Genomic DNA, 25,364 nt, shown 5'->3' with positions numbered 1-25,364 from the left:
CAACAGCTCCTGTGCGATGCGGTCAGGCTACGGCGTGGCTGCGGGGGAGACTATTACGATGTTTATAACATTGCAGCTGTGCGGCGCCGGTCGCGCCGGGCGTGGCCCGGCGCTCGCCGATTGCACCGGGCCATGCCTGTCAGGCACCGCGCGCGCTCAGAAGCCGAAACGCAGGCTGGCCCAGTATGCGCGGCCCGGTTCGTTGTAGGTCGCCGCACCGGCGTCGCTGCTGTTGGCTTCGCGGAACAGGCGCTTGTCGGCCAGGTTGTTCACGCCGAAACCGAAGCTGACCGTCCCGGTAACCCTGTAGCGCGCGCTCACGCCCCAGATGTTGTATGCCCCCCGATCCTGCAGCACCACCGACGGATCGCAGCTTCCGGTGCAGCGAGGATCGTTGTTGATGTTGGTGGTGGCCGGCTCCTGCCTGCCGTAGAAGGTGCCGGTGAGCAGCAGCGACAGCTTTTCGGTGGCCTGCCAGTCCAGCATCGTGTTGACCGTGTAGCGCGGTATCACCGACAGCGGCTGGCCGGTGCTCTTGTTCTCGTTCTCCACCATGTAGGTGAAGTTGCTGCTCCACTTCAGCCGGTCGCCCTGCTCGCCCAGCAGCGGCACCACCAGGTTGCCCTCCAGGCCCTGCACGATGGCCTTCGGTGCATTTTCCCAGCGGAAGATCCGGCCACGGGTATCGGCGGTGAGGCCGACCTGGGTATACCCGGCCTCGATCTTGTCCTTGTAGTCGTTGTGGAAGTAGGTCAACGAGGCCTGCCAGCCACTCTGCGGAGCCCATTCCACGCCCAGTTCCTTGTTCAGGCTGGTCTCGGCGTCCAGCTCCGCGTTGCCCTGCAGGTAGCAGCCCGCGCCCAGGCTCGGCAGTGCGTTGGGACAGCCGTTGCCACGGGTGTAGTACAGGTAGTCCGGATTGGACTGGTAGAGGTTGGGAGCCTTGAACGCGCGTGCGATGCCGCCCTTCACCACCCAGTCGCCATTGATGCGGAACTGCGCATTGAGGCTGGGGCTGGCGTTGTTGCCGAACTGGCTGTGGTGGTCGAAGCGCAGGCCCGGCGTCACGATCCAGCGTTCACCCAGGTAGATGTTGTCTTCGACGAAGACCGCCGTGGTCTGCGCATCGGACTTGCCGCGCGCGCGATCGGCCGACAGGCCCGGCAGGCCACCGCCACTGCTGCCGGACTGGCTCATCGAATACGGATCGGTCAGGCGGCTGTCGAGATGCTCGAAGCCCAGTGTCCAGACATTCTCCGCCGCGCCGATCGTGGTCGGGAAACTGACCTCGCCATCGAGCTGGTAATTGCGCAGGCGGGAGGTGGACCAGTCGGTGCCGTTGAAGCTGCCCTCGGGGCCACCGGCCAGGCCTTCGTTGATGCGCGAATTGTTGACCGCTTCCACCGCAGCAGTAACGCGCGAGGTCACATCGCCCCAGCGGCCACGATGGGTGATCGCCCCGGTGGTGCGGTACATGCGGTTGGTCTCTGCCTCGCTCTCGGCCAGCGCCGCCAGATCGACCGGCGTGGAGGTACCGGTGTTGCTCACGGCACGGTCGCCCGCATAGATGTTGCCCTGGCGGCTGGTACCGGCTTCGAATTCCACCACCTGGCCGGCGTTGATGTCCCAGCGCAGCAGCGCGTTGACATCGCGGTTCTTGACGCCCTCGCGGCCTGCGGGAGGTACGGTGCCCGGCGCGGTGGCGAACGCGCGATTGAGTTCGAGCGAATCCGCGTCGGTCCTGTTGAGGTTGCCATACAGGCGGAAGGACAACGCATCGGTCATCGGGCCGCTCAGCTGCAGGCCCACGCGCTCACTGCCACCTTCGGCACTGTGCTCGGGTACCAGTCCGTACAGGTCGACCGCTCCGGTCAGATCGCCCGTCGGGCGCTTGGTGATGATGTTGACCACGCCGCCGGAGGCGCCGGATCCATAACGCGCCGCTGCCGGACCGCGCAGCACTTCGATGCGCTCGATCATCTCCGCCGGCACCCAGTTGGTGTCGCCACGGGTATTGCGCTCACCGCTGCGGCCCATGCGCACGGCGTCGCGGGCGCCGACGCGTTTGCCGTCCACCAGGATCAGCGTGTTCTCCGGCCCCATGCCGCGCAGGTCGATCTGGCGGTTGTTGCCGTACTGGCCGGACGCACTGTTGCCGGTGAGATTGACGCCGGGCATGGTCCGCAGCAGCTCGGCGATGTCGTTGGCAGGAGGACGGCGCGCGATGTCCTCGGCGGTGATTGTCGATGTACCCAGTGCTTGGCGCGCGATCTGCGAGGCGGTGACGTGTACCGTATCGATATCGGTCGCGTCGGTCTGCGCATGGGCACCCAGGGCACTGCCCGCAAGCAGGGCAGCAACGGCAAGCGCCAACGGGCGCGGCGGCGGAACAAGGACGGCAGACATCTTCAACACCTTCTGGCAGGGCAACGGGACCTCTGGCAAAGGGCTTGAGGCGGCGACGGGGGAGTGGGAGCGGCGCCGCACATCTTCCGCAGGCCGGTCCATGCGCGCATTCTCCCATCAATGCGATTGATTCTCAAATGCGTCAACTCAGTGCAAGCGCTTCGCAAATGTGCATGGGGCCAAGTACGCTCATTCGGCGTACCCCTGCTGATGGGTACTACGCAGGGGGCCGGTGGCCGCCGGGGTGACGCGCTGCCGGTGCAGCGGCATGCAACGCCCACCATGCCAGCGCCGTCACCGCGATGCCTGCACCGAGTGCACAGACCCTGGTCCAGCCGTGGTGCGCCTGCATCCACGTACCGGCCGCAGCACCGGCGCCGCTGCCGACCGCGTAGAACAGCATGTACAGCGCCACCAGGCGACCGTGCTGTTCGGCAGGCGCGCGCAGCAGCAACGCCTGGTTGGACACATGCAGTGCCTGTCCTCCCAGATCGAGCACCACCACGCCCAGCAGCAGCCATGCCAGGGCGTGCGGCAGACCCAGCAGGGGCCACCACGCAAGCAGCATCAGCAGCAGCGCCCCCAGGCTCACCCGCAGGCAGAAACCCCGATCCATCCAGTGCCCCACCCGTGCAGCCAGCAGCGCACCGACCATGCCGGCCAGACCGAGCGCGCCGATGGCCGCGGTCGACCAGTTCATCGGTGATGCCGACAGGGGCAGCGGTACGGCCGCCCAGAACACGTTGAGGCCGGCGAACAGCAGCAGCGCCAGAGGGCCACGCTCGCGCAGCGTGCGATCACTGCGCAGCATCGTCATCATCGAGCCGAGCAGCGCGCGCCACGCCGGCGGCTGCGAGGGAACAGGCACGGCAGGCAGGCGTCGCCACAGCAGCATCGCCAACGCCGCCATCATCACTGCTGACAGCAGGTACACCGCGCGCCAGCCGGCCAGGGCCGCCACCGCGCCGGATACCACACGCGCAGCCAGCAGGCCGATGAACACCCCGCCCTGCACCATGCCAACCACGCGCCCCCGCTGCCCCGACGGTGCCAGCGTGGCTGCATAGGCGATGAGTCCCTGGGTGAGCGCCGTCCCGAGCAGGCCCGCCAGCAGCATGCCCCCCAGCAGCCAGGCGGTACTGCGTGCTGCCGCCAGTCCCAGCAGCACCATCACCAGTGCCAGCAGCTGCACGCGCAGCAGGCGGCGACGATCGCCGCGGTCGGCCAGCGGCAGCAGGCCGAGCAGGGCCAGCACGCTGCCGGCCTGGGTAGCGGCAACCACAGCGCCGGCCGTCGCGCGCTCCATGGCGAAGGCCTGCGCCAGGCGCTCCAGCAGCGGCTGTGCGTAATAGACATTGGCCACACTGGCACCCGCCGCGATGGCCAGCAGGCCCAACAGGGCGCGCGGAAGGACGGAAACGGGCATGAATGTGGTTGCATATTGAAACTGGATGCACCCTATCGACAATGGTTTTAAAATGCAACCACATCGTCACGAGCCTTGCCCATGCATGCCGCCAGCCCCTGCCCCGTTGCCCGCAGCGCCGATCTGCTCGGTGATCGCTGGGCCCTGCTGATCATCCGCGATGCCTTTGATGGCGTTACCCGCTTCAGTGACTTCCAGCGCAGCCTCGGCGCAGCGCGCAACATCCTCAGCGACCGCCTGCGGCGTCTGGTCGAGGCCGGGCTGCTGCTGCAGCAACCTGCCAGCGATGGCAGCGCCTACCAGCAGTACGTGCTGACGCCAGCCGGACGCGAACTTTTCCCGGTGCTGGTGGCGCTGCGCCAATGGGGCGAACGCCATCGTTTCGCAACGGGTGAGGCGCACTCGCAGCTTGTCGAGCGTGCCAGCGGAGCGCCCCTTCCCTACATGCAGCCGCATGACCACACCGGTACGCCGCTGCTGGCGGAACAGACCGCGGTCCGCAAGGTGGACATGCGCTAGCCCGAGCCTCGCGTGCCGTTCCACCTGAGCGCGATGCGCCGGATCGATGATCCGCCTCCCACGGCAAAGCCTGCGCGCCGCCCGCGCATGCAGCGTGTAGCAATGCCAGCGTAGGATCACGGGCGGGCCCTGCGGCCCGCCCTTCCGTTGCTGCCTAGGACTCCGCCCATGCTCCGCCGTGCCCTGCCCCGATCCGCGTCCGTGCTTCTGCCCCTGCTCCTGCTGTGGGGCGTGCCAGGCGCGCAGGGCCGCGAAGTCGCCGCGCCTGCCGCCCACGTCGAGGCCGATGGCCCCTACGTGTTCCGCAACGGCGATCAGCTGCAGGCCAAATGGATCTGCGCTGACGCTGTGCAGACCCGCTCGCTGGGCACCGCCACTGGAGCTGCCGATGTCGCGCCCCTGTGCGGCTACCCGCACAGCGTGCACGTGCTGCCACCGGTCGCGCCTTCGGTGTCGGAGCTGCCTGCGGTACCGCGCATCGTCGCCCTGTCCGACATCCACGGCCAGTACGACCTGCTGGTACGACTGCTGCGCGCCCACCATGTGATCGATGCGCAGGACCGCTGGGCCCTCGGCCAGGACACCCTGGTGGTCGCTGGCGACGTGTTCGATCGCGGCCCGCAGGTCACCGAAGCGTTCTGGCTGTTGTATGGCCTGCAGCAGCAGGCGGCGGCCGCCGGCGGTGCGGTGCACTTCGTGCTCGGCAACCACGAGACCATGGTCCTGTACGACGACCTGCGCTATGTCAATCCGAAGTACCTGCGCAGTGCGCAGTTGCTCGGCCGCAGCTATCCGCAGCTGTACGGCGCCGATTCGGTGATCGGGCAATGGCTGCGGACGCGGCCGGTGCTGCTGAAGATCGGCGACACCCTGTTCCTGCATGGCGGCATCTCGCCCGAAGCGGTGGAACTGGCACTGCACCCGGCACACACCAATGCCGCCTACCAGGCCTCGCTGGGATTGCCCAAGGCCGAAGTGAAGGCCGACCCCGCAACTGCGCCGCTGTACGACGGCAAGACCAGCCCGATCTGGTACCGCGGCTACTTCGATGGGCGTCTCGATGCACGGGGTGTGCAGGACGTGCTTGACACGCTGCAGCTCAAGCGCATCGTGGTCGGCCACACGTCGATGCCGCATGTCAGCACGTTCCATGGTGATCGCGTGATCGCCATCGACAGCAGCATCAAGAACGGCGAGAACGGCGAGCTGCTGTTCATCGAGGATGGCCGGCTCAGCCGCGGTCTGCTGGACGGCTCACGGGTGCCGCTGGTCCAGGGGGAACCCGGCCTGCAGGACTGACCACGAAGGTGGCGGCACCCTGCCGGGGATACACTGCCGGCTCACCCCTGCGAGCCACCATGATGCGCCAGACCGTCATCCCGCAGCTGCGCATGCGCCACGCCGATGCCAGCCTGCCCTTCTACGTGCAGGGCCTGGGCTTCGTCGTCGACTGGGAGCATCGGTTCGAGCCGGGGTTTCCGTTGTTCGCCCAGCTCACCCGCGACGGCCAGACGCTGTTCCTCACCGAGCACAGCGGCGACTGCGAAGTGGGCGGCGCGGTCTACTTCATCGTCGAGGATGTCGACGCGCTGCACCGCGCCTTCAGTGCCGCGGGGGTACCGATCGAACAGCCGCCGCATGACACCGAGTGGGGCAGCCGCGAAATGCTGCTGCTCGATCCGGACCACAACCGCCTGCGCTTCGCCACCGCAACGGACTGAGTCCTCGCAGGCTTGAGAGGGATATACGAAACATATACGATACGTATATTCCTCTTGCTTGGATCCGCCCATGGGCATCGTCAACATCGATGACACCCTGCACGACCAGCTGCGCCGTGCCTGCACCGTCTCCAGCCGCTCGATCAACGCCCAGGCCAGTTTCTGGATCCGCGTGGGCATGCTGTGCGAAATGAACCCGACGCTGAGCTTCCAGGACATCGTGGCCAGCGAACTGCGCGCCGCCGGCGTGCAGCCACAGCCGCTGGCACCCGCACGGGCCTGACGTGAGCATCATCAAGCGGCCCGACGAGATCGCGCTGATGACCGAATCCGGCCGCCTGCTGGCACAGGTGTTCGCCGCGCTCGACAGATGGCCACTGCAGGGCCGCAGCACGATGGAGATCAACGACTTCGTCGAACGGATGATCGTCGACGAGCTGCAGGCGCGGCCTGCCAGCAAGGGCCAGTATGGCTTTCCGTACGTGCTCAACACCTCCATCGACAACGTGGTCTGCCACGGGGTGCCCAGTACCGCAGACGTGCTGCGTGAGGGCCAGATCGTGAATCTCGACATCACCCTGGAAAAGAACGGCTACATCGCCGATTCCAGCACCACCTACCCGGTCGGCGCGGTCACCCCTTCCGCACGGCGGCTGGTGCGGACCGCCTACGAAGCGATGTGGAAAGGCATCGCCGTGGTACGGCCCGGCGCGCGCCTGGGCGACATCGGCCACGCCATCGCCCGCTACGCTCGCCGCCACGGCTACAGCGTAGTCAAGGAATACTGCGGCCATGGCATCGGCCGGGAGATGCACGAAGAACCGCAGATCCTGCATTACGGCCATCCCAACACCGGCAGGGTGCTGGAAGAAGGCATGGTGTTCACCATCGAACCGATGCTCAACCAGGGCAGGCCGGCGATCCGCCAGCGCGCGGGCGAATGGCCGGTCTATACCCGCGACGGCACGCTGTCGGCACAGTTCGAGCACACCGTGGCCGTGACCCGCAAGGGCGTGCGGGTGCTGACGCTGCGCCCAGACGAGACGCCGTTGTGCGCGGTGGACGCGGCCTAGAGCGGACGCAACAGCAACAGGGTGGCGAGGCAGAACATGAAGATCGCCACGCCGGCATCCAGCACCCTCCACGCGCTCGACCTGCGGAACACCGGCTGCAGCAGGCGCGCGCCATAGCCCAGCGTGCAGAACCAGGCCACGCTGGCCACGCAGGCACCGGTGGCGAACGCCCAGCGCAGATCGCCCGGATAGCGCGTGGACAGGCTGCCCAGCAGCACCACGGTATCCAGGTAGACGTGCGGGTTGAGCAGGGTGAAGGCCAGGCAGGTCAGCAGTACCTCGCGCCCGCTGCCGCCCTGCGCCTCGGCGGCGGCCAGCGCGCTGCCACCACGCCACGCGCGTAGTCCCGCCTGCAGGCCATACCACAGCAGGAACGCCGCACCACCAAAGCGCAGCACCTGCAGCAGCAGCGGCCACTGCAGCACCAGCGCGCCCATGCCACCGACACCGGCCAGTATCAGCACGATGTCCGCGCCGGCGCAGGCCAGCACCACCTTTCCCACATGACGCTGCTGCAGGCCCTGCCGCAGTACGAAGGCGTTCTGTGCACCGATGGCGATGATCAGGCCGGCACCTGCGAACAGGCCGGCGGCGGCAGCGGCGATCCACATGGGGACAGGCTTGGCAGGGAGGGGACGCGCAGAGTGCGGCCGCCGCCCCTGTTTAGACAATCTGATTCTTCTTTATCCTGTGCAGAAAAACTGAAGAGGCACCGGCATGGATCTGCTACATCCACAACTGGCTGCGTTTGCTGCGGTGCTGGAGGAAGGCAGCTTCGACGCTGCCGCCCGACGCCTGTCGATCAGCCCGTCGGCGCTGTCGCAACGGATCAAGGCACTGGAGGACCGGCTCGGCCAGGTACTGGTGGTACGTCAGGCACCGTGCCGACCCACCGCCACAGGTGAAGCGCTGCTGCGCAGGGTGCGGCCGATGCAGACGCTGGAGGCCGAGGCGCTGGCCGAACTGCTGCCCGAACGCGGCAGCGATGCCCCGCGCACACCGATCCCGTTGGCGGTCAACGACGACTCGCTCGATACCTGGTTCGTGCCGGCCATCGCCGAGCTGCACCAGCGCCATGGCTATCTGTTCGACCTGCGCATGGATGATCAGGACCACACCCTGCAGTTGCTGCGAGATGGCAGCGTGCTCGGCGCGGTCACCGCCGAAAGCCAGCCGGTGAAGGGCTGCAACGTGCATCCGCTCGGCGCCATGCGTTACCACGCCATCGCCTCGCCCGGCTTCGCCCGCCGGCACTTCAGCGAGGGCATGCAGGCTGCGGCGCTGGCACGTGCGCCGATGCTGGTGTTCAACCGCAAAGATGAACTGCAGTGGCGCTTCGTGCGGCGGCTGACCCGTGCGCGGCTGCAGCCACCGCTGCATTATCTGCCCTCCTCGACCGGCTTCGTCGAAGCCGCCGCGTGCGGACTGGGCTGGGGCATGGCCCCGGAAACCCTGGTGGGGCCTGCCGTGCATGCCGGCCGCGTGGTGGTACTGGAACCCCGCCGCTGGCTCGACGTGCCCTTGTACTGGCAGCACGCGGCCGTGCGCTCAAGCACGCTGCAGCACATCACCCAGGCATTGCGCACTGCGGCCAGCGGCGCCCTGCGTTGAGACCCACACGACGACCGCAGACCCCGGCTTCACGCGCAGACCACTAACGTTTGCTCACTTCTTAACTACAGGAACGGCATGCGTGTGAGCCGCCCACGGACAAGGATGCGCAGCGCGATGGGCGTCGCCGGCATGGCCTTTGCGGCCTGCTTGCCCTTTGCCACGTCAGCGCAGGCCATCACCGATACACCGGCATTGGACTGGGAACAGGCGCGGCAGCGGTTGGAACAGGTTTCCGACGCGCTGGCCGCGGCCGACGCCGCCGTCCGCAACAAGCAGGATCTGCAGGAGGCCACGCGCCTTCTGCGCCTGCCGGAGATCACCGGCGAGGTCCGCCGCCTGCAGTTCCAGAAGACCCTGACCCTGCCACTGGGCTCGCTGGCACCGGTGGCCGAGGCCTTTGGCATCGATTCCCCCCTGTCGTTCACCGAACGCGACTGGCGCACCCGCCCGATCGTCACCGCTGTGCTGCCGCTGTACACCGGTGGCGTCATTCCTGCCGCACAGCGTGCCGCCAGCGCAGCCCACGAGCAGGCCAGCGCGGAACGCGAAGCACAGCGGCAGTCGTTGACCGTGCAGCTGGCCCAGGCCTACTTCGGCCAGCGCCTGGCCGAGCAGGCGGTGGACGTGCGCCGTGACGTCCGTGATGGCCTGGAACGCCACCTGGCCGATGCGCTGAAGCTGGAGCGCGAAGGCTTCGCCACCCGCGCGCAGCGACTGCAGGCCACCGTGGCGCGCGACAAGGCAGAGCGCGAGTACCAGAAGACCGTCAACGACCTGGCCACGTTGAAGGCCGCGCTGGCCACCCTGCTGCGCAGTGGCGGCGAGGTGCAGCCGGTATCCCCCCTGTTCGTGCAGCGCGTGCCGCTGGAGCCGGCCGCCAGCTTCGAGCGCATCGCGCAGGCACGGCAACCCCAGATCGCACGGCTGCGGGCCATGGTGGCGCAGGCCGAACAGGGCGTGCGCGTACAACAGGCCAAGCTCAAGCCGCAGATATTCGCCTTTGGCCAGTACGACTTCCGTCGCCGCGACGAGATGCTGACCGATCCGGACTGGGCGTTCGGCATCGGCCTGAAGTACACCTTCCTGTCGCCGAACTCGCGACCGGCGCAGATCAGCGCGGCACGTGCGCAGCAGGAGCAGGCGGAAGCCGGACTGCGCGAAGCCGAGAACCAGGTCGCGCTCGGCGTGCGCAAGGCGTGGAACGAGCTGGAAACGGCACGCCAGCAGTTCGTGCTGCTCGACAGCAGCATCGCCCAGGCACAGGAGAACCTGCGCCTGCAGGAGCTGGCATTCCGCGAGGGGCAGTCCACGTCGCTGGACGTCATCGATGCGCGGCTGGGTCTGGGAGGCGCTCGCGTGGAGCGTGCACAGGCCGCCTACCAGTACGATGTCGCGCTGGCACAGCTGCTGGAGATCAGTGGGCAGATGGACCGCTTCGAGGAATTCCGGCGTCGCGCAGATGAGGTGATCGACCATGAGTGACGTATTGCAGGATGAAGCGACACCACCAGGCAAGCGCCGGCTTGGCCGGATCCTGCTCGTGGTGCTGCTGGTAGTGGTGGCGCTGGGCCTGTGGCTCGCCTGGCGCAGCCCGGCCGACCAGATCCAGGGCATGGCCGACGCGGACACGATCAACGTCGCCGCGAAGATCACCGCCCGTGTCGCCGAGCTGAAGGTTCGCGAAGGCGACCGCGTGCAGGCCGGTCAGGTCGTGTTCCTGCTCGACAGCCCCGAAGTGACGGCGAAGGAACAGCAGGCACGCGGCGCTCTGGCCGCTGCGCAGGCGGTGGCCGACAAGGCTGCCGAAGGTGCGCGCAGTGAGGACATCCGTGCTGCCGAAGCCAATTGGAAGCGTGCCGAAGCCGGAGCAACGCTGGCCGAAGCCACCTACCGCCGCGTGGAGAACCTGTTCAACGAAGGGGTGATGACCCGGCAGAAGCGCGACGAAGCACTCGCCCAGTCCACCAGCTCGCGCGAGCTGGCCCGTGCCGCCCGTGCCCAGTACGACATGGCACTGGCCGGTGCGCGGGAACAGGACAAGCGTGCCGCGCAGGGCCAGGTACAGCAGGCGCAGGGCGCCGTGGCCGAAGTGGATGCGGCCCGCGTCGAAGTGGAGGGCCGTGCACCGGTGGCCGGCGAGATCAACAAGCGCATGGCCGATCCCGGCGAACTGGTACCCGCCGGCTACCCGGTATTCACCCTGGTCGACATCGACCGCATGTGGGTATCGATGAACCTGCGCGAATCACAGATGCAGGGCCTGAAGGTCGGCAGCACGCTGCGTGGCAGCGTGCCGGCCCTCGGTCAGGACAGCGAGTTCAAGGTCTACTTCATCAACCCGGCCGGCGACTATGCCACCTGGCGTACCACCCGGCAGTCGTCCGGCTACGATGTCCGCAGCTTCGAGGTGCGGGTGCGCCCGGTACGCCGCATCGAGGGCTTCCGCCCCGGCATGAGCGTGCTGTTCGCATGGCCCCAGCACTGAGCCCTGGTGGCAACGGCTTTGCTGCTGCCTGGCAGCGCGAGCTGCGGGGTCTTGGTGGCAACCGTGCCGACCTGGCGCTGGTCACGGTGCTGCCGCTGCTGATGCTGGTACTGATGGCCTGGATGTTCACGCCATCGGTCATGCGCGATGTACCCATCGCCGTGGTCGACCTCGATCACAGCAGCGACAGCCGGCAATTGCTGCGCATGCTCGATGCCAGCCCGGGGGTCCGCGTCGCCCGCCAGCCCGCCGACATGGACACCGCGCGCTCGCAGCTGCGCAGCCTGGAGGTGTTCGCAGTGGTGCTGGTGCCGCGCGACGTGACCCGTCAGGCCCTGCGCGGCCGCCAGGGCACGGTGTTCGCCTATTACAACGCCACCTACATGACCACCGGACAATCGGCCGCGCGCGATATCGCCGATGCGGTGTCGGCCTGGAATGCACGCATGCTGCGCGAGCGCATCGGCCTGCAGGTGGGGCCCGCAAAGCTGCGCGCCGCCCCGATCGCCGTGCAGTCCGACATCCTCTACAACCCTGCACGCAGTTATGAGCTGTTCCTGCTGCCGCTGATCTTCCCGGCCGTCCTGTCGCTGGTGCTGGCACTGGCCGTGGCCGGAAGCGTGGGCCGGGAAATCCGCGATGGCACGCTGCCGGCCTGGCTCGGTGACACCCCGTGGGCCTCGATCGCCGGCAAGCTCGCGCCCTACGTACTGTTGTTCGCGTTGTACGGCGCGCTGGGCGTCGGCTACCTCGCATGGCTGCGCGGGGACGGCATCGCCGGCAGTCTGCTCCTGCTGCTGGCTGCGCAGCCGGCGTTCTACCTGGCCACGGCCGCATATGCGCTGTTCTTCGTCGGCCTTGCCCGTGACATGGGTACCGCGCTGTCGGTGGTCGGCCTGACCATCGGCACCGCGCTGGCCTTCTCCAGTGCCACCTTCCCGGTACTGGATGGCCCGCTGTTCACCCGCATCTGGCACCAGCTGCTGCCACTCAGTGCGTACATCAAGGTGCAGACCGAGCAGCAGTTCGTCGGCGCACCGCTGTCCGTCTCGCTGTGGCCATTGGCCACGCTGGTGTTGATGTCGGTGGTGGCCGGCGGCATCGGCAGCCTGCGGTTGATCGCTTTCGGCCGCACCCCGGAGGCCGCGCGACCGGCCGGAGCCGACGCATGAGCACGGTCTGGCGCAGCCTGCGGCAGACCCTGCTGGCGGTGCTCGGCGACCGCTATGCCATCGTGGTGATGGTCGGTGCGGTCATCCTGTACTCGTTCTTCTATCCCGCCGCGTACCGCCACCAGGTGGCCGGCAATCTGCCGGTGCTGGTGGTCGATCAGGATCACAGTGCCACCAGCCGCGAACTGCTGCGCATCCTCGATGGCCTGCGCGTGGCGCGCGTGGTTGGCCAGCCGGCGGGCCTGGACAGCGCGCGCCGTCAGCTGGAAGCGGGGCATGCCGAAGGCATCGTGCTCATCCCCGCGAACCTGGAGCGCGACATCCTGCGTGGCCAGCCAGCCAAGCTGGTCCTGCTGGGCAATGGCGCCTACCTGGGACGCGCCAGCTGGGTGCTGGGCAGCATCGCCGATGCGCTGGGCACATTCGGCCGCGACGCCGCCGTGACCCAGGCCGCGTTCATGGGCGCGCCGCAGGCAGCGCCGGTCACGCTCGTGCAGCGGCCCCTGTACAACACGCAGGAAGGCTATGGCAGCGCCATCGTACCCGGCGTGGCCGAACTGATCGTGCACCAGACACTGCTGATGGGCATCGGGGTACTGCTGGGAGGGCGGCGTCTGGTGCTCGGCCGCCGGCTGCACTTCGATCTGCCGACCCTGGCAGGCATGGCGATGGGCTTCGGCCTGATCGGGCTGTTCGGCCTGTTCTACTACGCCGGCTTCACCGCCTGGGTACAGGACTACCCGCGCGGCGGAAATCCGCTGGGCCAGCTGCTGGGCGGCACGCTGTTCATTGCCGCCACCGTGGCCTTCGGGCTGTTCATCGGCAGCTTCTTCCGCACCCGCGAACGCGCCTTCCAGTACATCATCGCCACCTCCATTCCTCTGTTCTTCCTCGCCAACCTCTCCTGGCCGGCGGTGATGACGCCCCGCCCGCTGGTGTGGCTGGCGCAGCTGCTGCCGACCACCTCCGGCATCAATCTGATGGTGCGGTTGAACCAGATGGACGCACGCCTGGACGAAGTCAGCCGTGAACTTGCCACGCTCGCGGCGCTGCTGGTGATCTACGGCGGTCTTGCCATCTGGCGGCTGCATGGCAGGCCGTCGGGCGGGGTGCGCCCCTGAGCACAGACAAACGCCGGCACGGAGCCGGCGTTCGTTGCATCACTACGTGGAAGGGGAAAACGGCGATCAGCGGTAGACGCGCTCGCAGCGACGTTCCACCACCCGATCGCCGGTCTTCTGCTGGTGGTTGCCCTGGATCTGTCGTCCGGCGGCGCCGCCGGCGACTGCACCGGCGACGGTGGCGAGCTTCTTGCCATTGCCTCCGCCCACCTGGTTGCCCAGCAGGCCGCCCACCACCGCACCTGTGGCAGTACCGGCAATGCGGTTCGGATCGCGCGAGTTGCGCTGGACTTCAACGTTCCTGCATTCCACACGGCTGCCGTCGTTGAACTTGCGGCCTTCATCGCGGGGCCCGTAGGTCTGCGCACCCGCCATCGACGATGCCGCCATCAGGGTGCCCAGCACGAGCAGTCGGGTCGAGGTCTTCATGGCCAGCTCCTGTCTTCCGGGATGGGTCCAGTCTCCGCCTGCCGCTGGCAACTACGAGTGAAATCGGTGTCATCAGGACTTCATCGGCAATGCGTCGTTCATGAAGAGAACCGCGGCCATGGAACGATCCAGCGCCTGGCAGAGGCTTCCGTTCGGTCGCCGCGAAGGGAATCGGCCCCCTGCATCGGTGCGCCGACCCGCGCGGCCCCTCCCGGGGGCAGCGCGCATGCGGCTATGATCAACCGACAAAGGGCGCAGGCATCTGGACGTGGATGTGCAGGAATCAGAAAGCTTGAGGGTAGCGGTACTGGAGGACGAGCCTGCCCTGCGCGAGCGCATCATCCTGCCAGGCCTGGCGCGCTATGGATTCCTGGCGACCGGCTACGCCAGCGTCGCCGCCTTCCGCGCCGGAATGGAGAGACAGCCCGCCGACCTGCTCGTGCTCGACGTGAGCCTGCCTGACGGCGATGGCTTCAGCCTGGCGCGCGAAATGCGCCAACGACAACCGGGCCTCGGCGTCATCATGCTGACCAGCCTTGCCGATGTGAGTGATCGTATCCGCGGCCTGACCGAAGGTGCCGACGTGTATTTTTCCAAGCCGATCGAGATCGATCTGCTGGCGGCGGCACTGCACAGCCTGGCACGACGGATCGCCACGCCGGCAACAGCGAACCGGTCACTGCCCGGCTGGAGGATGAGTGAGGACCAATGGGGCCTGATCGCGCCCGACGGCACCTCGGCCGCGCTCACCCGCAGCGAGCGCAGCCTGTGCGCGGAACTGTTCCAGCACGCCGGGGCGCTGGTGTCACGCGAGCAGCTGATCCTGGCCATTGCAGATGATTCAGACGATTTCGATGCGCACCGGCTCGACGCCATGGTCTACCGGCTGCGCGTGAAGACACGCAAGCGCTGTGGCATGGAACTGCCTCTTACGGTGGTTCATGGCCGGGGATACATGCTGAATCCTGCCGGGCGCACGGCAGGCTGATCAGGAACGTCGTTCCTTCGCCACAGATGCTCTCGACGCCGATGCCACCGCCGGCCTCTGTCACCAGCTCGTTCACGACCGCCAGCCCCAGTCCCGTGCCCGAATCCGCCGGCTTGGTGCTGAAGAAGGGTTCGAAGATCCGGGCCGCCACCTCGGCGCGCATGCCGCTGCCATTGTCACGCAGGTGGATGCGGACGCGATCTCCATCGCGGTCGATGTCGATCTCGAACCGCCCGTGATCGCTGAGCGCATCGCGGGCATTGGACGCGATGTTCAACAGCATCAGCTCGAACTGGCTGCGGTCCATCCGCACCGGCGCCGCTTCACCATCGCTGCGCACGGACAGTACGATCCCCGGCCCAAGCAACTGGCGCAGCATCGACTCAAGTTCCCGGACCGCCTGCGCGGCATCAAACACGACGGCCTGCTCGCCATCACGACGGCTGAAACGGAGCAGCCGCCGGCTGATGGCCATGCCACGCCGCGCGGTCTCCTCCACGTCTGACAGGTGGCCTTCAAGCTGCACCAGACGCTGCCGGCTGCCTTCGCCGTCGTCTTCATGCCGCTGGTTGGCGAAGCCGACGATCACCGCAAAGATGTTGTTGAAATCATGCGCCATGCCGCTGGCCATGCGTTCGGTGATCTCCTTCTTCTGCGCATGGATCAGCTGGGCATGGGTGCGCTCGCGTTCGCGCATCTCTTCGGCAAGTTGCCGCCCGCGCTCGTTCGACTCGCGCAGGCTCTCGCGCAGGGCCTGGGTCGTCCGGTCGATCAGCAGGGTGACCAGGAGGTAGGTGAACAGCAGTGGGGGCAGGTTGTAGAACGCACGCGCCGGAGCATCGGCGAAGACGCTCATCGCATCGCGTCCTGCACCCAGCACCACGCTGCCCACCAGGACCGCCAGCGTGGTCCACAGCGCGCCACGACCAAGCACCAGACCACTCAGCACGAGCACCAGCATCTGGGCGAGCTGGTCGGGCATCTGCCGTTGCAGGCCGTTCACGCCCAGATTGATCGTCGTGACCAGCAGCATGGCACCGATCAACAGCTTGACCGCCGCAGCGAACGCACCACGCCGCGTCAGTACCAGTCCGATCCATGCGGCTGCACCGATCGAGAGGCTCATCGCCAACGAGGCATGCGTCGACCAGTGCACCTCGCTCGAGACCAGTTGGGACCAGGCCACGATCACCGCGAAGGCCAGGGTCGCCGGGATGGTCACCCCCAGGAACAGGAGCAGCAGCTGGATGACGCGCGCGTTGCGGCGGTCCACCGGGTCTTCGATCGGCGCCCGGTCCAGCCAGCGCAGGAATGAACGGAGCATGGGCGGCGTGAAGAGATGGCGAGAAACCGATCATATTTCTGTCAGGAGTTGCAGTCGACATGCCCTTTCGGTGGGCCTACGTTCATGTTGTCGGCGGGCACCTACGCCACTGCCGTGACACGACGACTACACCGCCCCACCCGTCGACGCCCTGCGGGCAGCCACGACGACGGGCCTGCACTCCAGATCGAGGATCAGAGCAATGAACCGGATTTACCGTATCGTGTGGAACGCCGCGCTGGGCCGGCAGGTGGTTGTGTCCGAAATCGCGTGCAGCCGGACGCGGTCCGGGCGCCGCCGTCAGGTCGCGGCGCTGCTGGCCACCGGCTCGCTGCTGGTGTCCTGCTCCGCCCTGGCCAGCGGGATCGTTACGGCGCTGGGCGTCGAGCAGGTGTCCGCGCCGGAGCAGATCGTGTACGCCGCCGATGTCGAGGCTGATCCAGTGCCCTACCTCGCCGCCACCGGCAGCGAGGACAGCAATGCCGGCGCCTACGCCGACGGCGACAACGCGCTGGCCGCAGGCGAGGCGAGCGCCGCGGTCGGGGAAGGCACGACCGCGCTTGGCGCCGGCAGCGTGGCCTACGCCAACCGCGCCACCGCGGTGGGCAATGAAGCGCTGGCCATCGCCGACTCGAGCACCGCGATCGGCGGCATGCTGGACATCGACTACCAGTCGCAGAACCCGTATGGCGTAGTGCTGTTCCAGCAGACCGCCGCCACCGGCGTGGCGTCCACGGCGCTGGGCGCCGGCGCGCAGGCCGAAGGTGACTTTGCCACTGCCGGGGGCGCCGGCGCCCTGGGCAGCGGCAAATCCAGCGTGGCGATCGGCGGCATTGCCGACGATCTGGAGGACCAGATCGGCGAAGGTTTTGCCGGCCAGCTGCTGCAGAACACGCAGGCCACCGGTCGCCTTTCGGTGGCCGTCGGCGGCGGCGCGCAGTCCACCGCCTATGCAGCAATCTCCATGGGCGGGCTGGCCAGTGCCAGCGCTATCCGCTCCACCGCGATCGGCTACCGCGCGGTGGCCAGCGCGTATGACGCCATGGCCGTCGGTGACCGGGCCCAGGCTCTGGGCGAGTTCTCCAATGCGTTCGGTTCGGGCGCACTGGCCCTGTACGACCTGACCGTGGCCGTGGGCAGCAATGCCCGGGCGGGCGCGCTCAACACCACGGCCCTGGGCGCCAACGCGCTGGCCCTGATCGAGGGCGCCACCGCAGTCGGTTATGGCGCCTGGGCCGCCGGCAAAGGCAGCGTGGTGGTCGGTGACGGCATGACCTGGAATGGCGATTTCTGGGGGGATACACCGCGGCTGTTCACCAACAGCGTGGCGATCGGCACGGATTCGGACGTGTGGGGCAGCGAGTCGGTGGCGATCGGCGGCGGTGCAACCGTGGGCGACCCGTCGTTCGTCGACGGCGTGACCCACCCCGTCGACCGCGCGGTGGCGCTCGGTGCAGGCTCTTACGCCGATCGTGACAACACCATCTCGGTGGGACGCGCAGGCAGCGAACGCCAGATCGTCAACGTGGCGGCCGGTACGGCGGCAACCGATGCGGTCAACAAGGCACAGCTGGATGCGGTGTCGGGTGCGCTCGGCAATTTCGCCGACAGTTTCGCAGCCATCGATGTGCAGATCGGCAGGCTGACCACCCGACTGGATGACATCGAGGCGGACGTCGGTGCAGGTCATGGCCGCAACGATCAGGTCGCCGTGGGAGGCGATTCCGCAGCCCAGGCGGGCGAAGGGACCAACGCCGTGGCAGTGGGATCCGGGGCGACCGCCAACGCGGACAACAGCGTGGCGCTGGGCGCCGGCGCCTACGCCCATGGACCCAACGACACGGCGTTGGGCGGCAACGCGCGGGTCAATGCCGACGGCAGCACGGCCGTCGGTGCCAACAGCCGCATCAGTGCCCAGGCCAGCAACGCCGTGGCCCTGGGTGAGTCGGCCTCCGTCAGCAGCGCTTCCGGCACCGCACTCGGCCAAGGTGCCAGCGTCACCGCCGACAACGCCGTCGCATTGGGGCGCGGCTCGGTCGCCGATCGCGCCGACACGGTGTCGGTCGGTGCCAGCGGTGCGGAGCGCCAGATCACCCATGTGGCCGCCGGTACCCAGGCGACCGATGCGGCGAACGTGGGCCAGGTCAATGCCGGTGTCAACGCGGCGAAATCCTATACCGATGCACGGTTCACCGCATTGAACGATTCCTTCGAAACCTATCGTACGGACGTGGACCGCCGCCTCAGCTCGGTTGATCGCCGCCTGGACCGCCAGGGCGCGATGAGCGCGGCGATGCTGAACATGGCGACCAACGCCGCAGGCACCCGCAGCGAACGCGGGCGCATCGCGGTCGGTGCGGGCTTCCAGAGCGGCGAGCAGGCGCTGTCGGTGGGCTATGCACGGAAGATCGGGGAACGCGGCTCCTTCAGTCTGGGCGGGGCCTTCAGTGGTGGCGAATCCTCCGCAGGCGTGGGCTTCGGCATCGACCTGTGACAGAGCGACACCGACCACTCCCGCTCCGACGCACTTCACCCTTTTCCTGGAGACCCACCATGTCCATCCACACCTCACTGGCCGCTGCAATCGCTTCGGTGTTGATCACCACCAGCGCCGCCCATGCCGCACCACGCCTGGATACCAGCAAGGTGATCAAGCGCAACGTGGCTGCCGCCACATCGACCGCCCAGCCGTCGGTCGGCCAGCGCTTCATCGTCAAGACCACCGGCACCACCACCCAGTCACGCAGCCTGTTGACGCAGTCGCTCGCCAGCTCGGCGCAGCGTTCAGGCATCACCACGGCGGCTGCGGCGACGGCACGCGCAGCCGCCCGTCCGGCCGCCAGGGCCAGTGTCCTGCGCAACATGGCCGTACCTGGCTGGTACGTGGTGCAGACCTCACGCCGGCTCAACTCCGCCGAGACGGCAGCCTTCGTCCGCGAGCTGGCGGCCGAACCCGGCGTGACGTCGGTCGAAGTGGACCGGCTCTACCAGGCGCTCGACACCGGGCGCGGCATGGTGCAGCCGAAACTGATCCCGAATGATCCTCAATATGCCCAGCTGCAGTGGAACTTCCACGATCAGACCGGTGGAGTACGCGCCGACCAGGCCTGGGACATCTCCACCGGCGCAGGCGTCGTGGTGGCGGTGATCGACACCGGCGTCGTGGAAAACACGCCCGACCTGAAGGACAACGTGCTGCCGGGCTATGACATGATCTCCGACCGCTTGATCTCCCGTCGCGACACCGACGCCCGCGTCGCCGGTGGCTGGGACCAGGGCGACTGGATGGAAGCCAATTACTGCACGGCGCTGGGCGCGCCTCCGCACGCCGCCCGCGACAGCTCCTGGCACGGCACCCACGTCTCCGGTACCGTCGCGCAGCAGACCAACAACGGTGTCGGTCTGGCCGGTCTGGCCCACAACGCCAGGATTCTGCCGGTGCGTGTGCTGGGTTCGTGTGGCGGGTACGGCAGCGACATTGCCGATGGCATGTTGTGGGCGGTCGGTGCGACCGTTGCCGGCCTGCCGGTCAATGCCAATCCGGCAGAAGTGCTCAACATGAGCCTGGGCAGCAATGGGCCCGACGCCTGCCCGCAGATCTACCAGGACGCCATCGACGAAGTGAACCGACGCGGTGCGATGGTGGTGGTGGCAGCCGGCAACTCCAACGCCGATGCCGGCACCTACACGATGTCCTCCTGCAAGGATGTGATCAGCGTCGGCGCCACGCGTGTCACCGGCGGCAAGGCCAGCTACTCCAGCTGGGGCAACCGGGTGGATCTGTCCGCGCCAGGTGGCGGTGGAGGTGTAGATGGAGACCCGAACGGCTACATCTTCCAGATCGTCAACACGGGCACCACCCGCCCCACGACCGAGTTCGGCATCGGGGGATATACCGGCACCTCGATGGCATCGCCCCATGTGGCCGCGGCGGCAGCGCTGGTCCAGAGCGTGGCCACCACGCCGCTGCGCTGGGATCAGATGCGGGACCTGCTGAAGTCCACTGCGCGTCCTTTCCCGGCCAGCATTCCCACCAGCACACCGATGGGCGCGGGAATCCTCGACGCCAATGCACTGGTAACCGCCGCGACCACCGAACCCTGCGATCCCACCGTCGAGAGCTGCACCCCGCCGAATGTGGAACTGAGCAATGCAGTCGAACTGCGCGGGCTGTCAAGCACCTCCGCAGAGCGGACCTACAGTTTCACCGCCCGGGCCGGCACACCGTTGACCATCATGACGCTGGGCGGCAAAGGCGACGTATCGCTGTATGTAGCGGCGCAGCGCGTCCCCAGTGCCTCCGATTACGATGCGAAATCAACCCGACCGACCAATTCGGAGTCGGTGCGGATCGGCTCGCCCTCGGCGGTCACCTACATGATCCGCCTCACGGGAACATATTCCGGGTTGACCCTGGTAGCCCGGCAGTAAACCTCAAGGGCGGCGCCACTCCGCGCCGCCCTCGATGCCCGGGGTCCTTCGATGGAAAGCCTGCCCAGGAAACTCTCCTTGACTGATCGGCGCACGTTGCCGTCCCTCATCGGGGCGGTGACACGCCCCCTGCGGCCGCATGCGTTGTCCAGCCGCCACGGGACCTCCAGCGGGCTGCTGGACAGACATACCTTCACGATCGACTACACCACACGATCATCCCGGTTACCGGGCCGATCGCCCGTCGCCGTCCTCGTCGATGTCCTTGACCTGCCGAATGCCGAGCCCTGTCAGGCCTTCGGCATGGCCTCGCTGGAGACGCGGGTCAGGCAGGACGCAGCACGCATCGAGGCCGCCCTGGACGGCCAGGCGGACGTCCACCATATGGGCGGCAGCCGTTTCGCCTTCATCGTGGAGCTGCCCGCCCGTGACGCCGTCGAGCGCCTGGTGGAAGCGCTGCACCTGCGCCTGACGCAGCCCAGGGAGGGTGCAGCGCAGCCCCTCCGGCCTCTCGTCCACGTCGGCCTCTGCCAGGCCGAAACCGGCAAGGACAGCGCCGACGACATCATCCGCGGGATGTTCGTGGGACTTCACTGGGCAGTGTCCAGCCAGGTCACCTACTGCTGGTACTCCGCCCCGCGCGATGAAAGTCTGCGGCGCGAGTATCACCTGCTTGCCGGCGCCCGCGACGGCCTGCGCCACGACGAATTCCATCTGCTCTACCAGCCTCGTTTCCGCGGGTCTGATCTCAGTGCGGTGTCAGCGGAGGCGCTGATCCGCTGGGATCATCCTCGGCTTGGCCCGGTCAGCCCTGCCGAATTCATCCCGGTATTCGAACGTAACGCACTGATGGAGAAAGTCACGGAGTGGGTCGTCGACCGAGCGCTGGAGCAGCTGTCATGCTGGAGACGCGACGGCATCACGCTGGGCCTGTCGATCAATCTGTCTGCACGGAATGTGGCCCGTGCCGGCATGGCCGATGCGCTGGTCGCCAGGATCCATGCCGAGGGGCTGCGCTGCAGCGACCTCGAGATCGAGATCACCGAAGGAGAATGGTTGCGGGTGAACTCCGTGCCCGGCGAGCAGCTCAGGCGGATGGCATCGGCGGGAATCCGCCTGGCATTGGACGACTTCGGCAGCGGCTACAGCAACTTCGCCTACCTGACCGAACTGCCGATCCACACGCTGAAGCTGGACAAATCGCTGATTGATGGAATCTCGACCGACACGCGGGCCCGCCTGAAAGTCCGTGCCATCATCGGCCTGGCCCATGATCTGGGCTACACCGCCGTCGCTGAGGGGGCTGAAACCGCCGACCAGGTCACCACGCTGCGGGAGCTCGGATGCGACCAGATCCAGGGCTTTGCATTGTGCAGGCCCATCAGTGCGACCGAACTGACCGATAGACTCACTGTTGCACCCCACCTGCTCGAATGAGCCAGGCCTGCACCCGCGGATGGACTGCGCGGCGTGCGTTTGATCCCTTCATGGAAGCCGCCGAGAATCCCGGGGCAGTTGCCTGCTCCTGATCCATCCGAGAAGTCTGCCAGTGGCCAACACAGGTTCCTTTCTGCTTCGCCTTGTTCAGGGAGACCTGACCACTGAAGGAGCGCTGACACGCCTGCACGCAGTGCAAGCAACATGCCGTGCATGCAACCACACCTCGATGCTGAAGGCGGGCGCAGGCCTGACCGATCTGCGTGGCGCAGGGATCCTGGTCTGCCCCTGCTGCCACAACCGGCAGGCGGTCAGCCGCATGCGCTTCGAGGAGTTCGTCAAGCGGTTGCCCCGCGCGGATGCCATCGACCACAGTGCCCTCCCGCTTGCCGCCGCTCCCGCTCACCACGCGTCACCGCAGCCGTTCCTGGAACTTGTGGTTGTTCGTGCCGGTGCGGCGCTGTTCGGGATCGATGTTGAATCGGCGGTGGAAATACGTGGTCCGGAGGCTCTGACCCGGGGTACGGACGGCCTGTCCAGCGTGTCCGTACGCGGGCAGACGGTGCCCGTCGTGGATCTTGGCCTTGTCACGGGCGGCACCCGCTGCGGTGCCCGCTGCCCGGCGATGCTGCTGGTGCAGGCTGGCGTCCAGCTTGTCGCCCTGGCGCTTGACGAGGTGCTCACCATCGAGAGTGTCCCGCTCGGCCACGTCCACTCCATCAGCAACGATGGGCAGGGATTGCCGCTCTGCAGCCACCGGGTCTGCCTGGCATCCAACCAGGAGGTTGCCCTCATTGATCCGAGCGTCGCTCTCACTCTCCAGCGGCGGCTCGCAGGTTCGCGGACGGATGCAGCGATCTTCCCCGGGAGGTCCGATGAACACTGAGACGCGGGATGCCTTGCTGCGCCTCCAGGGGGCCATGAACCGGATGCATGTCCGTGTGGCGGCACTGGAAGCGGCCACCGTTCTTCTGCTCCGCACGAACGCAGGCAATCTGGACGCGGCCGATGAATTCGAACGCAGCATCCGCCACTACCTCAGCGGCATGGACCTGCACCGGGAACACGTTTTTGCATTCGAGCAGATCGTCGAGCCTTGGCTCGGCATCCTGCGGGATCCGCTGGCCGGCATTCGCTCCCCTCCACCATCGGCCTGAACCGAAGGAGTGTGCGACTCACCCCTGCCTCTCCGCGCGCAGTGCCCCAACTGCTGATCCGATCTTAACGCCCAAACTGCTCGCAATGCCTGGAGACCATCGCTTGATACTCCGCCATGGGCGCCAGGCCCATTCGAGCGCGACGCTCGTCAAGCGTCTCAGGTGCTTCAACCGCACGTGGCTCCCAACGCCCCGGGTCTGCACAACGCCCCTGCGTTCCATAGCGCTGGGGGTCGTGGGTGCGGTCCCAGAGGTAGGCGTAATTGGACGCTTTGACCTGCCCCGTCGCTACCAAGGGCTCCATGGCTTCCGCAACAGAGCGCTGGAACGCCGGATCCTTGTCGGCATGCTGGGCCAGCAGCCAGGCCGCGTCCGCCCCGTCCTGGCCCACCTGCGCCACGGTCGGCCAGCCATGGGCCGCAACGATCGCCTTCAGCCGAGCGGTATGCACCGCATCGACGGCACTGAGCACCCTCTCCTCGCCCTCCGTGGTCAGCGGAAGGTCCCGGACCGCCTGATCGGCATCCTTCATCCGCAGGAGCTCGCCGCGCAGCTCCGGGTCAGCAGGCGTCCCACCGCTGGCTCCCAGCGGCGCGAAGAGGATCGCAATCACCCACAATGGACCGAATCGCCGCGTCACAGCTCCACCTCTTGCGTGATGTGTCAGCCGATGATGCCCAGTTGGCAGATTTGCCGGTAGGTCAGCTTAAACTTGATGCGTCGGCGGCGCCGGGCATCTGCCTGCGTCGCAACAACCGTATCCATGGTCGATCCGCTGTGTGCCTGTCGCGCCATCAATGTGATCCTGTTTGAGTCACTGCCGCCGCCGTGGCCCCGGATCGACCGCTACAACCGGTAGGAAGCTCTCTTGCAAACCACTGATTCAAAAGCGAAACCGTCTGCATCGAAGGCCAGTGCAGAGCACACGCCCCTCATGAAGCACCATGGGCGTGTGTTTCTATCGATATCAATTTTCAGCTGATTTCAAGGAAATTCCGGCATTCCCGCAATCATCCGGCGAACGCATCGCAACACCATCGCAACACAATGTGGCTTAGGCAACCCAGAGCGGTGAGCTGACGGGACATTGCAACGAGGCATCCTGTTGCAGGGTGCGCATCCACAATGCCCCCATCGGGACGCTTGCCACGGACAGGTTCCAGTCCCACCGCCGGGCGCACATCCAGCCCTCGCAGGGCGTGGCCGGCGTGATCGCCAGCGGCATCAGCCCGGGCCACATCGGCGTCAAGGGGACCACCGGTTCGGGCACCACCTCGGCCACCAACATGGGCTGGCCGGCACGGTAGGACCGGATCGCCACCAGGCACTCGCTGCGCATCTCGACGTGGGGCATGTCCTGGAATCTCTTCCAAGCGCCACCCCACCTCAAACCCGCCTGCTGGGCCAGCTCACCGAAGCGCTGGTAGCCCTGCCGCACCTGCTCGTCCCTCAGGTCCCAAGAAGGGCGCCCGCGCTTGTAGATGACCATATCCGCCGCCCAGCCGTGGTTGTGGCAGCTGCTGCCAGGCCCTACTTGGGTCACGCCCTTCTGGCTGGCGAGCAACGCAGCCTGGCGCTGTTCAGAGCGGTAACCCTCCATCAGGCGCAGGTCGTAGCCCTCGCCCCTCATCTGCAAAGCGATCCGTTCCAGCGTTGAGCGAAGCTCGGGCTGGACACCGTCCCACTGCGGGGCGTCTTTGTGGCGGTGGAACAGGCGTTTGAAAAACCCTGGCTTCTTCCCGTGGACCTCAACGGAATCGGTGGCTGGCACGTGAGCGTGGACCAAGATGGGGGCGCTGGCCAATGCGAGCGCGAGCAACAAGCGTTGAAACATGAGTAGGCCTCCTTACTCACATGAGCGATACACCCATGCAAGCGGAGAATCGAAAACGCGCAAGGGGGCTTGCGGAATCTTTTCCCTGACGTAGAAGAACAGGGGTGGGGAAAAGTCGGCCCCACCGCTTCCCGGCTCAACGGTCCTCCTGCCGTTGCGCCGGGAAGTTTCGTTGGGGGGGGGCTTGCGCATTCCAGGATCTGATCTATTCGTGAGTGCACACGCTC

General features: G+C 67.1%; 23 protein-coding genes. 16 read left to right on the top strand and 7 right to left on the bottom strand.

The genetic code is table 11. The features are described from left to right. Positions 1 to 156: 156 nt before the first annotated feature. On the bottom strand, positions 157 to 2,406 hold the full coding sequence (locus tag AC06FB_RS08220; RefSeq protein WP_065174656.1) for a TonB-dependent siderophore receptor: 2,250 nt from the start codon (positions 2,404 to 2,406) through the stop codon (positions 157 to 159). Positions 2,407 to 2,623: 217 nt separating this feature from the next. Then, the gene (locus AC06FB_RS08215) at positions 2,624 to 3,832 is read right to left on the bottom strand and encodes an MFS transporter (RefSeq protein ID WP_277381521.1); all 1,209 of its coding nucleotides are present in this window, start codon (positions 3,830 to 3,832) and stop codon (positions 2,624 to 2,626) included. 81 nt (positions 3,833 to 3,913) lie between these two features. Here AC06FB_RS08215 and AC06FB_RS08210 point away from each other — a divergent pair, with 81 nt between their 5' ends. The 5 genes from AC06FB_RS08210 (at position 3,914) to map (ending at position 7,145) form a co-directional block, all read left to right on the top strand. Continuing rightward, a complete protein-coding gene (locus AC06FB_RS08210) occupies positions 3,914 to 4,351 on the top strand; it encodes a winged helix-turn-helix transcriptional regulator (RefSeq protein WP_065181143.1) in 438 nt (145 codons plus the stop codon). A 168-nt stretch (positions 4,352 to 4,519) separates the two neighbouring features. Further along, a complete protein-coding gene (locus AC06FB_RS08205) occupies positions 4,520 to 5,650 on the top strand; it encodes a metallophosphoesterase (protein WP_478053569.1) in 1,131 nt (376 codons plus the stop codon). A gap of 62 nt (positions 5,651 to 5,712) precedes the next feature. Then, on the top strand, positions 5,713 to 6,072 hold the full coding sequence (locus AC06FB_RS08200) for a bleomycin resistance protein (RefSeq protein WP_065181379.1): 360 nt from the start codon (positions 5,713 to 5,715) through the stop codon (positions 6,070 to 6,072). 70 nt (positions 6,073 to 6,142) lie between these two features. Next, positions 6,143 to 6,355 (top strand): ParD-like family protein, encoded by a 213-nt coding sequence (locus AC06FB_RS08195; protein ID WP_053517372.1) that lies wholly within the window; start codon positions 6,143 to 6,145, stop codon positions 6,353 to 6,355. Positions 6,356 to 6,362: 7 nt separating this feature from the next. Next, complete coding sequence (map, locus tag AC06FB_RS08190) at positions 6,363 to 7,145, top strand: type I methionyl aminopeptidase (RefSeq protein WP_111185887.1); 783 nt, start codon at positions 6,363 to 6,365, stop codon at positions 7,143 to 7,145. On the opposite strand, the gene AC06FB_RS08185 is transcribed toward map, so the two are convergent. Beyond that, the gene (locus tag AC06FB_RS08185) at positions 7,142 to 7,756 is read right to left on the bottom strand and encodes a LysE/ArgO family amino acid transporter (RefSeq protein WP_164150760.1); all 615 of its coding nucleotides are present in this window, start codon (positions 7,754 to 7,756) and stop codon (positions 7,142 to 7,144) included. The genes map and AC06FB_RS08185 overlap by 4 nt on opposite strands. A 106-nt stretch (positions 7,757 to 7,862) precedes the next feature. On the opposite strand from AC06FB_RS08185, the gene AC06FB_RS08180 reads away from it, so the two are divergent. The 5 genes from AC06FB_RS08180 (at position 7,863) to AC06FB_RS08160 (ending at position 13,537) form a co-directional block, all read left to right on the top strand. Further along, positions 7,863 to 8,756 carry a LysR family transcriptional regulator ArgP gene (locus AC06FB_RS08180; RefSeq protein ID WP_065181141.1) on the top strand — a complete coding sequence of 298 codons (894 nt, stop codon included), beginning with the start codon at positions 7,863 to 7,865 and terminating at the stop codon, positions 8,754 to 8,756. Between the two features lie 78 nt (positions 8,757 to 8,834). Continuing rightward, on the top strand, positions 8,835 to 10,241 hold the full coding sequence (locus AC06FB_RS08175; RefSeq protein WP_430542967.1) for a TolC family protein: 1,407 nt from the start codon (positions 8,835 to 8,837) through the stop codon (positions 10,239 to 10,241). Then, positions 10,234 to 11,244, top strand: a complete 1,011-nt coding sequence (locus tag AC06FB_RS08170; RefSeq protein ID WP_253118974.1) for an HlyD family secretion protein — start codon at positions 10,234 to 10,236, stop codon at positions 11,242 to 11,244. Before AC06FB_RS08175 ends, AC06FB_RS08170 begins: the two co-directional genes overlap by 8 nt. Further along, positions 11,229 to 12,416, top strand: a complete 1,188-nt coding sequence (locus tag AC06FB_RS08165) for an ABC transporter permease (RefSeq protein WP_164150758.1) — start codon at positions 11,229 to 11,231, stop codon at positions 12,414 to 12,416. The genes AC06FB_RS08170 and AC06FB_RS08165 overlap by 16 nt, the downstream gene beginning before the upstream one ends. After that, the gene (locus AC06FB_RS08160; RefSeq protein ID WP_164150756.1) at positions 12,413 to 13,537 is read left to right on the top strand and encodes an ABC transporter permease; all 1,125 of its coding nucleotides are present in this window, start codon (positions 12,413 to 12,415) and stop codon (positions 13,535 to 13,537) included. The genes AC06FB_RS08165 and AC06FB_RS08160 overlap by 4 nt, the downstream gene beginning before the upstream one ends. A 66-nt stretch (positions 13,538 to 13,603) precedes the next feature. Here AC06FB_RS08160 and AC06FB_RS08155 read toward each other — a convergent pair whose 3' ends face one another. Continuing rightward, positions 13,604 to 13,966, bottom strand: a complete 363-nt coding sequence (locus AC06FB_RS08155; protein WP_081284341.1) for a glycine zipper 2TM domain-containing protein — start codon at positions 13,964 to 13,966, stop codon at positions 13,604 to 13,606. A 292-nt stretch (positions 13,967 to 14,258) separates the two neighbouring features. On the opposite strand from AC06FB_RS08155, the gene AC06FB_RS08150 reads away from it, so the two are divergent. Further along, positions 14,259 to 14,954 carry a response regulator transcription factor gene (locus AC06FB_RS08150; protein WP_461287648.1) on the top strand — a complete coding sequence of 232 codons (696 nt, stop codon included), beginning with the start codon at positions 14,259 to 14,261 and terminating at the stop codon, positions 14,952 to 14,954. Here the strand turns inward: AC06FB_RS08150 and AC06FB_RS08145 are convergent. Next, on the bottom strand, positions 14,896 to 16,278 hold the full coding sequence (locus AC06FB_RS08145) for a sensor histidine kinase (RefSeq protein ID WP_111185863.1): 1,383 nt from the start codon (positions 16,276 to 16,278) through the stop codon (positions 14,896 to 14,898). The genes AC06FB_RS08150 and AC06FB_RS08145 overlap by 59 nt on opposite strands. 202 nt (positions 16,279 to 16,480) lie before the next feature. Here AC06FB_RS08145 and AC06FB_RS08140 point away from each other — a divergent pair, with 202 nt between their 5' ends. From AC06FB_RS08140 to AC06FB_RS08120, 5 genes are all read left to right on the top strand, one after another. Beyond that, complete coding sequence (locus AC06FB_RS08140) at positions 16,481 to 18,772, top strand: ESPR-type extended signal peptide-containing protein (RefSeq protein ID WP_340044071.1); 2,292 nt, start codon at positions 16,481 to 16,483, stop codon at positions 18,770 to 18,772. Between the two features lie 59 nt (positions 18,773 to 18,831). After that, positions 18,832 to 20,709 carry a S8 family peptidase gene (locus AC06FB_RS08135; RefSeq protein WP_164150750.1) on the top strand — a complete coding sequence of 626 codons (1,878 nt, stop codon included), beginning with the start codon at positions 18,832 to 18,834 and terminating at the stop codon, positions 20,707 to 20,709. Positions 20,710 to 20,760: 51 nt separating this feature from the next. After that, positions 20,761 to 22,146, top strand: a complete 1,386-nt coding sequence (locus AC06FB_RS08130; RefSeq protein ID WP_111185869.1) for a GGDEF domain-containing phosphodiesterase — start codon at positions 20,761 to 20,763, stop codon at positions 22,144 to 22,146. Positions 22,147 to 22,375: 229 nt separating this feature from the next. Then, on the top strand, positions 22,376 to 23,032 hold the full coding sequence (locus tag AC06FB_RS08125; RefSeq protein ID WP_111185871.1) for a chemotaxis protein CheW: 657 nt from the start codon (positions 22,376 to 22,378) through the stop codon (positions 23,030 to 23,032). Then, the gene (locus AC06FB_RS08120; RefSeq protein WP_146256219.1) at positions 23,022 to 23,303 is read left to right on the top strand and encodes a hypothetical protein; all 282 of its coding nucleotides are present in this window, start codon (positions 23,022 to 23,024) and stop codon (positions 23,301 to 23,303) included. Before AC06FB_RS08125 ends, AC06FB_RS08120 begins: the two co-directional genes overlap by 11 nt. 64 nt (positions 23,304 to 23,367) lie before the next feature. On the opposite strand, the gene AC06FB_RS08115 is transcribed toward AC06FB_RS08120, so the two are convergent. Together AC06FB_RS08115 and AC06FB_RS08110 are read right to left on the bottom strand one after the other, a co-directional pair. Next, positions 23,368 to 23,943, bottom strand: a complete 576-nt coding sequence (locus AC06FB_RS08115; protein WP_197600850.1) for a DUF6624 domain-containing protein — start codon at positions 23,941 to 23,943, stop codon at positions 23,368 to 23,370. 414 nt (positions 23,944 to 24,357) lie between these two features. Next, positions 24,358 to 25,137: a M15 family metallopeptidase gene (locus AC06FB_RS08110; RefSeq protein WP_478053568.1), complete on the bottom strand. Its 780-nt coding sequence runs from the start codon at positions 25,135 to 25,137 to the stop codon at positions 24,358 to 24,360. Positions 25,138 to 25,364: the final 227 nt, after the last annotated feature.

The sequence above is a fragment of the Stenotrophomonas sp. Steno-C15 genome, from assembly GCF_056393265.1.
Note: the sequence above shows the minus strand (reverse complement) of the source record. Positions and strands in the feature narration are given on the sequence as shown.

Coding starts and splice junctions, on each gene's coding strand:
- AC06FB_RS08220 (WP_065174656.1), bottom strand. CDS start 2,406: ATGTCTGCCGTCCTTGTTCCGCCGCCGCGCCCGTTGGCGCTTGCCGTT.
- AC06FB_RS08215 (WP_277381521.1), bottom strand. CDS start 3,832: ATGCCCGTTTCCGTCCTTCCGCGCGCCCTGTTGGGCCTGCTGGCCATC.
- AC06FB_RS08210 (WP_065181143.1), top strand. CDS start 3,914: ATGCATGCCGCCAGCCCCTGCCCCGTTGCCCGCAGCGCCGATCTGCTC.
- AC06FB_RS08205 (WP_478053569.1), top strand. CDS start 4,520: ATGCTCCGCCGTGCCCTGCCCCGATCCGCGTCCGTGCTTCTGCCCCTG.
- AC06FB_RS08200 (WP_065181379.1), top strand. CDS start 5,713: ATGCGCCAGACCGTCATCCCGCAGCTGCGCATGCGCCACGCCGATGCC.
- AC06FB_RS08195 (WP_053517372.1), top strand. CDS start 6,143: ATGGGCATCGTCAACATCGATGACACCCTGCACGACCAGCTGCGCCGT.
- AC06FB_RS08185 (WP_164150760.1), bottom strand. CDS start 7,756: ATGTGGATCGCCGCTGCCGCCGCCGGCCTGTTCGCAGGTGCCGGCCTG.
- AC06FB_RS08180 (WP_065181141.1), top strand. CDS start 7,863: ATGGATCTGCTACATCCACAACTGGCTGCGTTTGCTGCGGTGCTGGAG.
- AC06FB_RS08175 (WP_430542967.1), top strand. CDS start 8,835: ATGCGTGTGAGCCGCCCACGGACAAGGATGCGCAGCGCGATGGGCGTC.
- AC06FB_RS08170 (WP_253118974.1), top strand. CDS start 10,234: ATGAGTGACGTATTGCAGGATGAAGCGACACCACCAGGCAAGCGCCGG.
- AC06FB_RS08165 (WP_164150758.1), top strand. CDS start 11,229: ATGGCCCCAGCACTGAGCCCTGGTGGCAACGGCTTTGCTGCTGCCTGG.
- AC06FB_RS08160 (WP_164150756.1), top strand. CDS start 12,413: ATGAGCACGGTCTGGCGCAGCCTGCGGCAGACCCTGCTGGCGGTGCTC.
- AC06FB_RS08155 (WP_081284341.1), bottom strand. CDS start 13,966: ATGAAGACCTCGACCCGACTGCTCGTGCTGGGCACCCTGATGGCGGCA.
- AC06FB_RS08145 (WP_111185863.1), bottom strand. CDS start 16,278: ATGCTCCGTTCATTCCTGCGCTGGCTGGACCGGGCGCCGATCGAAGAC.
- AC06FB_RS08140 (WP_340044071.1), top strand. CDS start 16,481: ATGAACCGGATTTACCGTATCGTGTGGAACGCCGCGCTGGGCCGGCAG.
- AC06FB_RS08135 (WP_164150750.1), top strand. CDS start 18,832: ATGTCCATCCACACCTCACTGGCCGCTGCAATCGCTTCGGTGTTGATC.
- AC06FB_RS08130 (WP_111185869.1), top strand. CDS start 20,761: ATGGAAAGCCTGCCCAGGAAACTCTCCTTGACTGATCGGCGCACGTTG.
- AC06FB_RS08125 (WP_111185871.1), top strand. CDS start 22,376: ATGCTGAAGGCGGGCGCAGGCCTGACCGATCTGCGTGGCGCAGGGATC.
- AC06FB_RS08120 (WP_146256219.1), top strand. CDS start 23,022: ATGAACACTGAGACGCGGGATGCCTTGCTGCGCCTCCAGGGGGCCATG.
- AC06FB_RS08110 (WP_478053568.1), bottom strand. CDS start 25,137: ATGTTTCAACGCTTGTTGCTCGCGCTCGCATTGGCCAGCGCCCCCATC.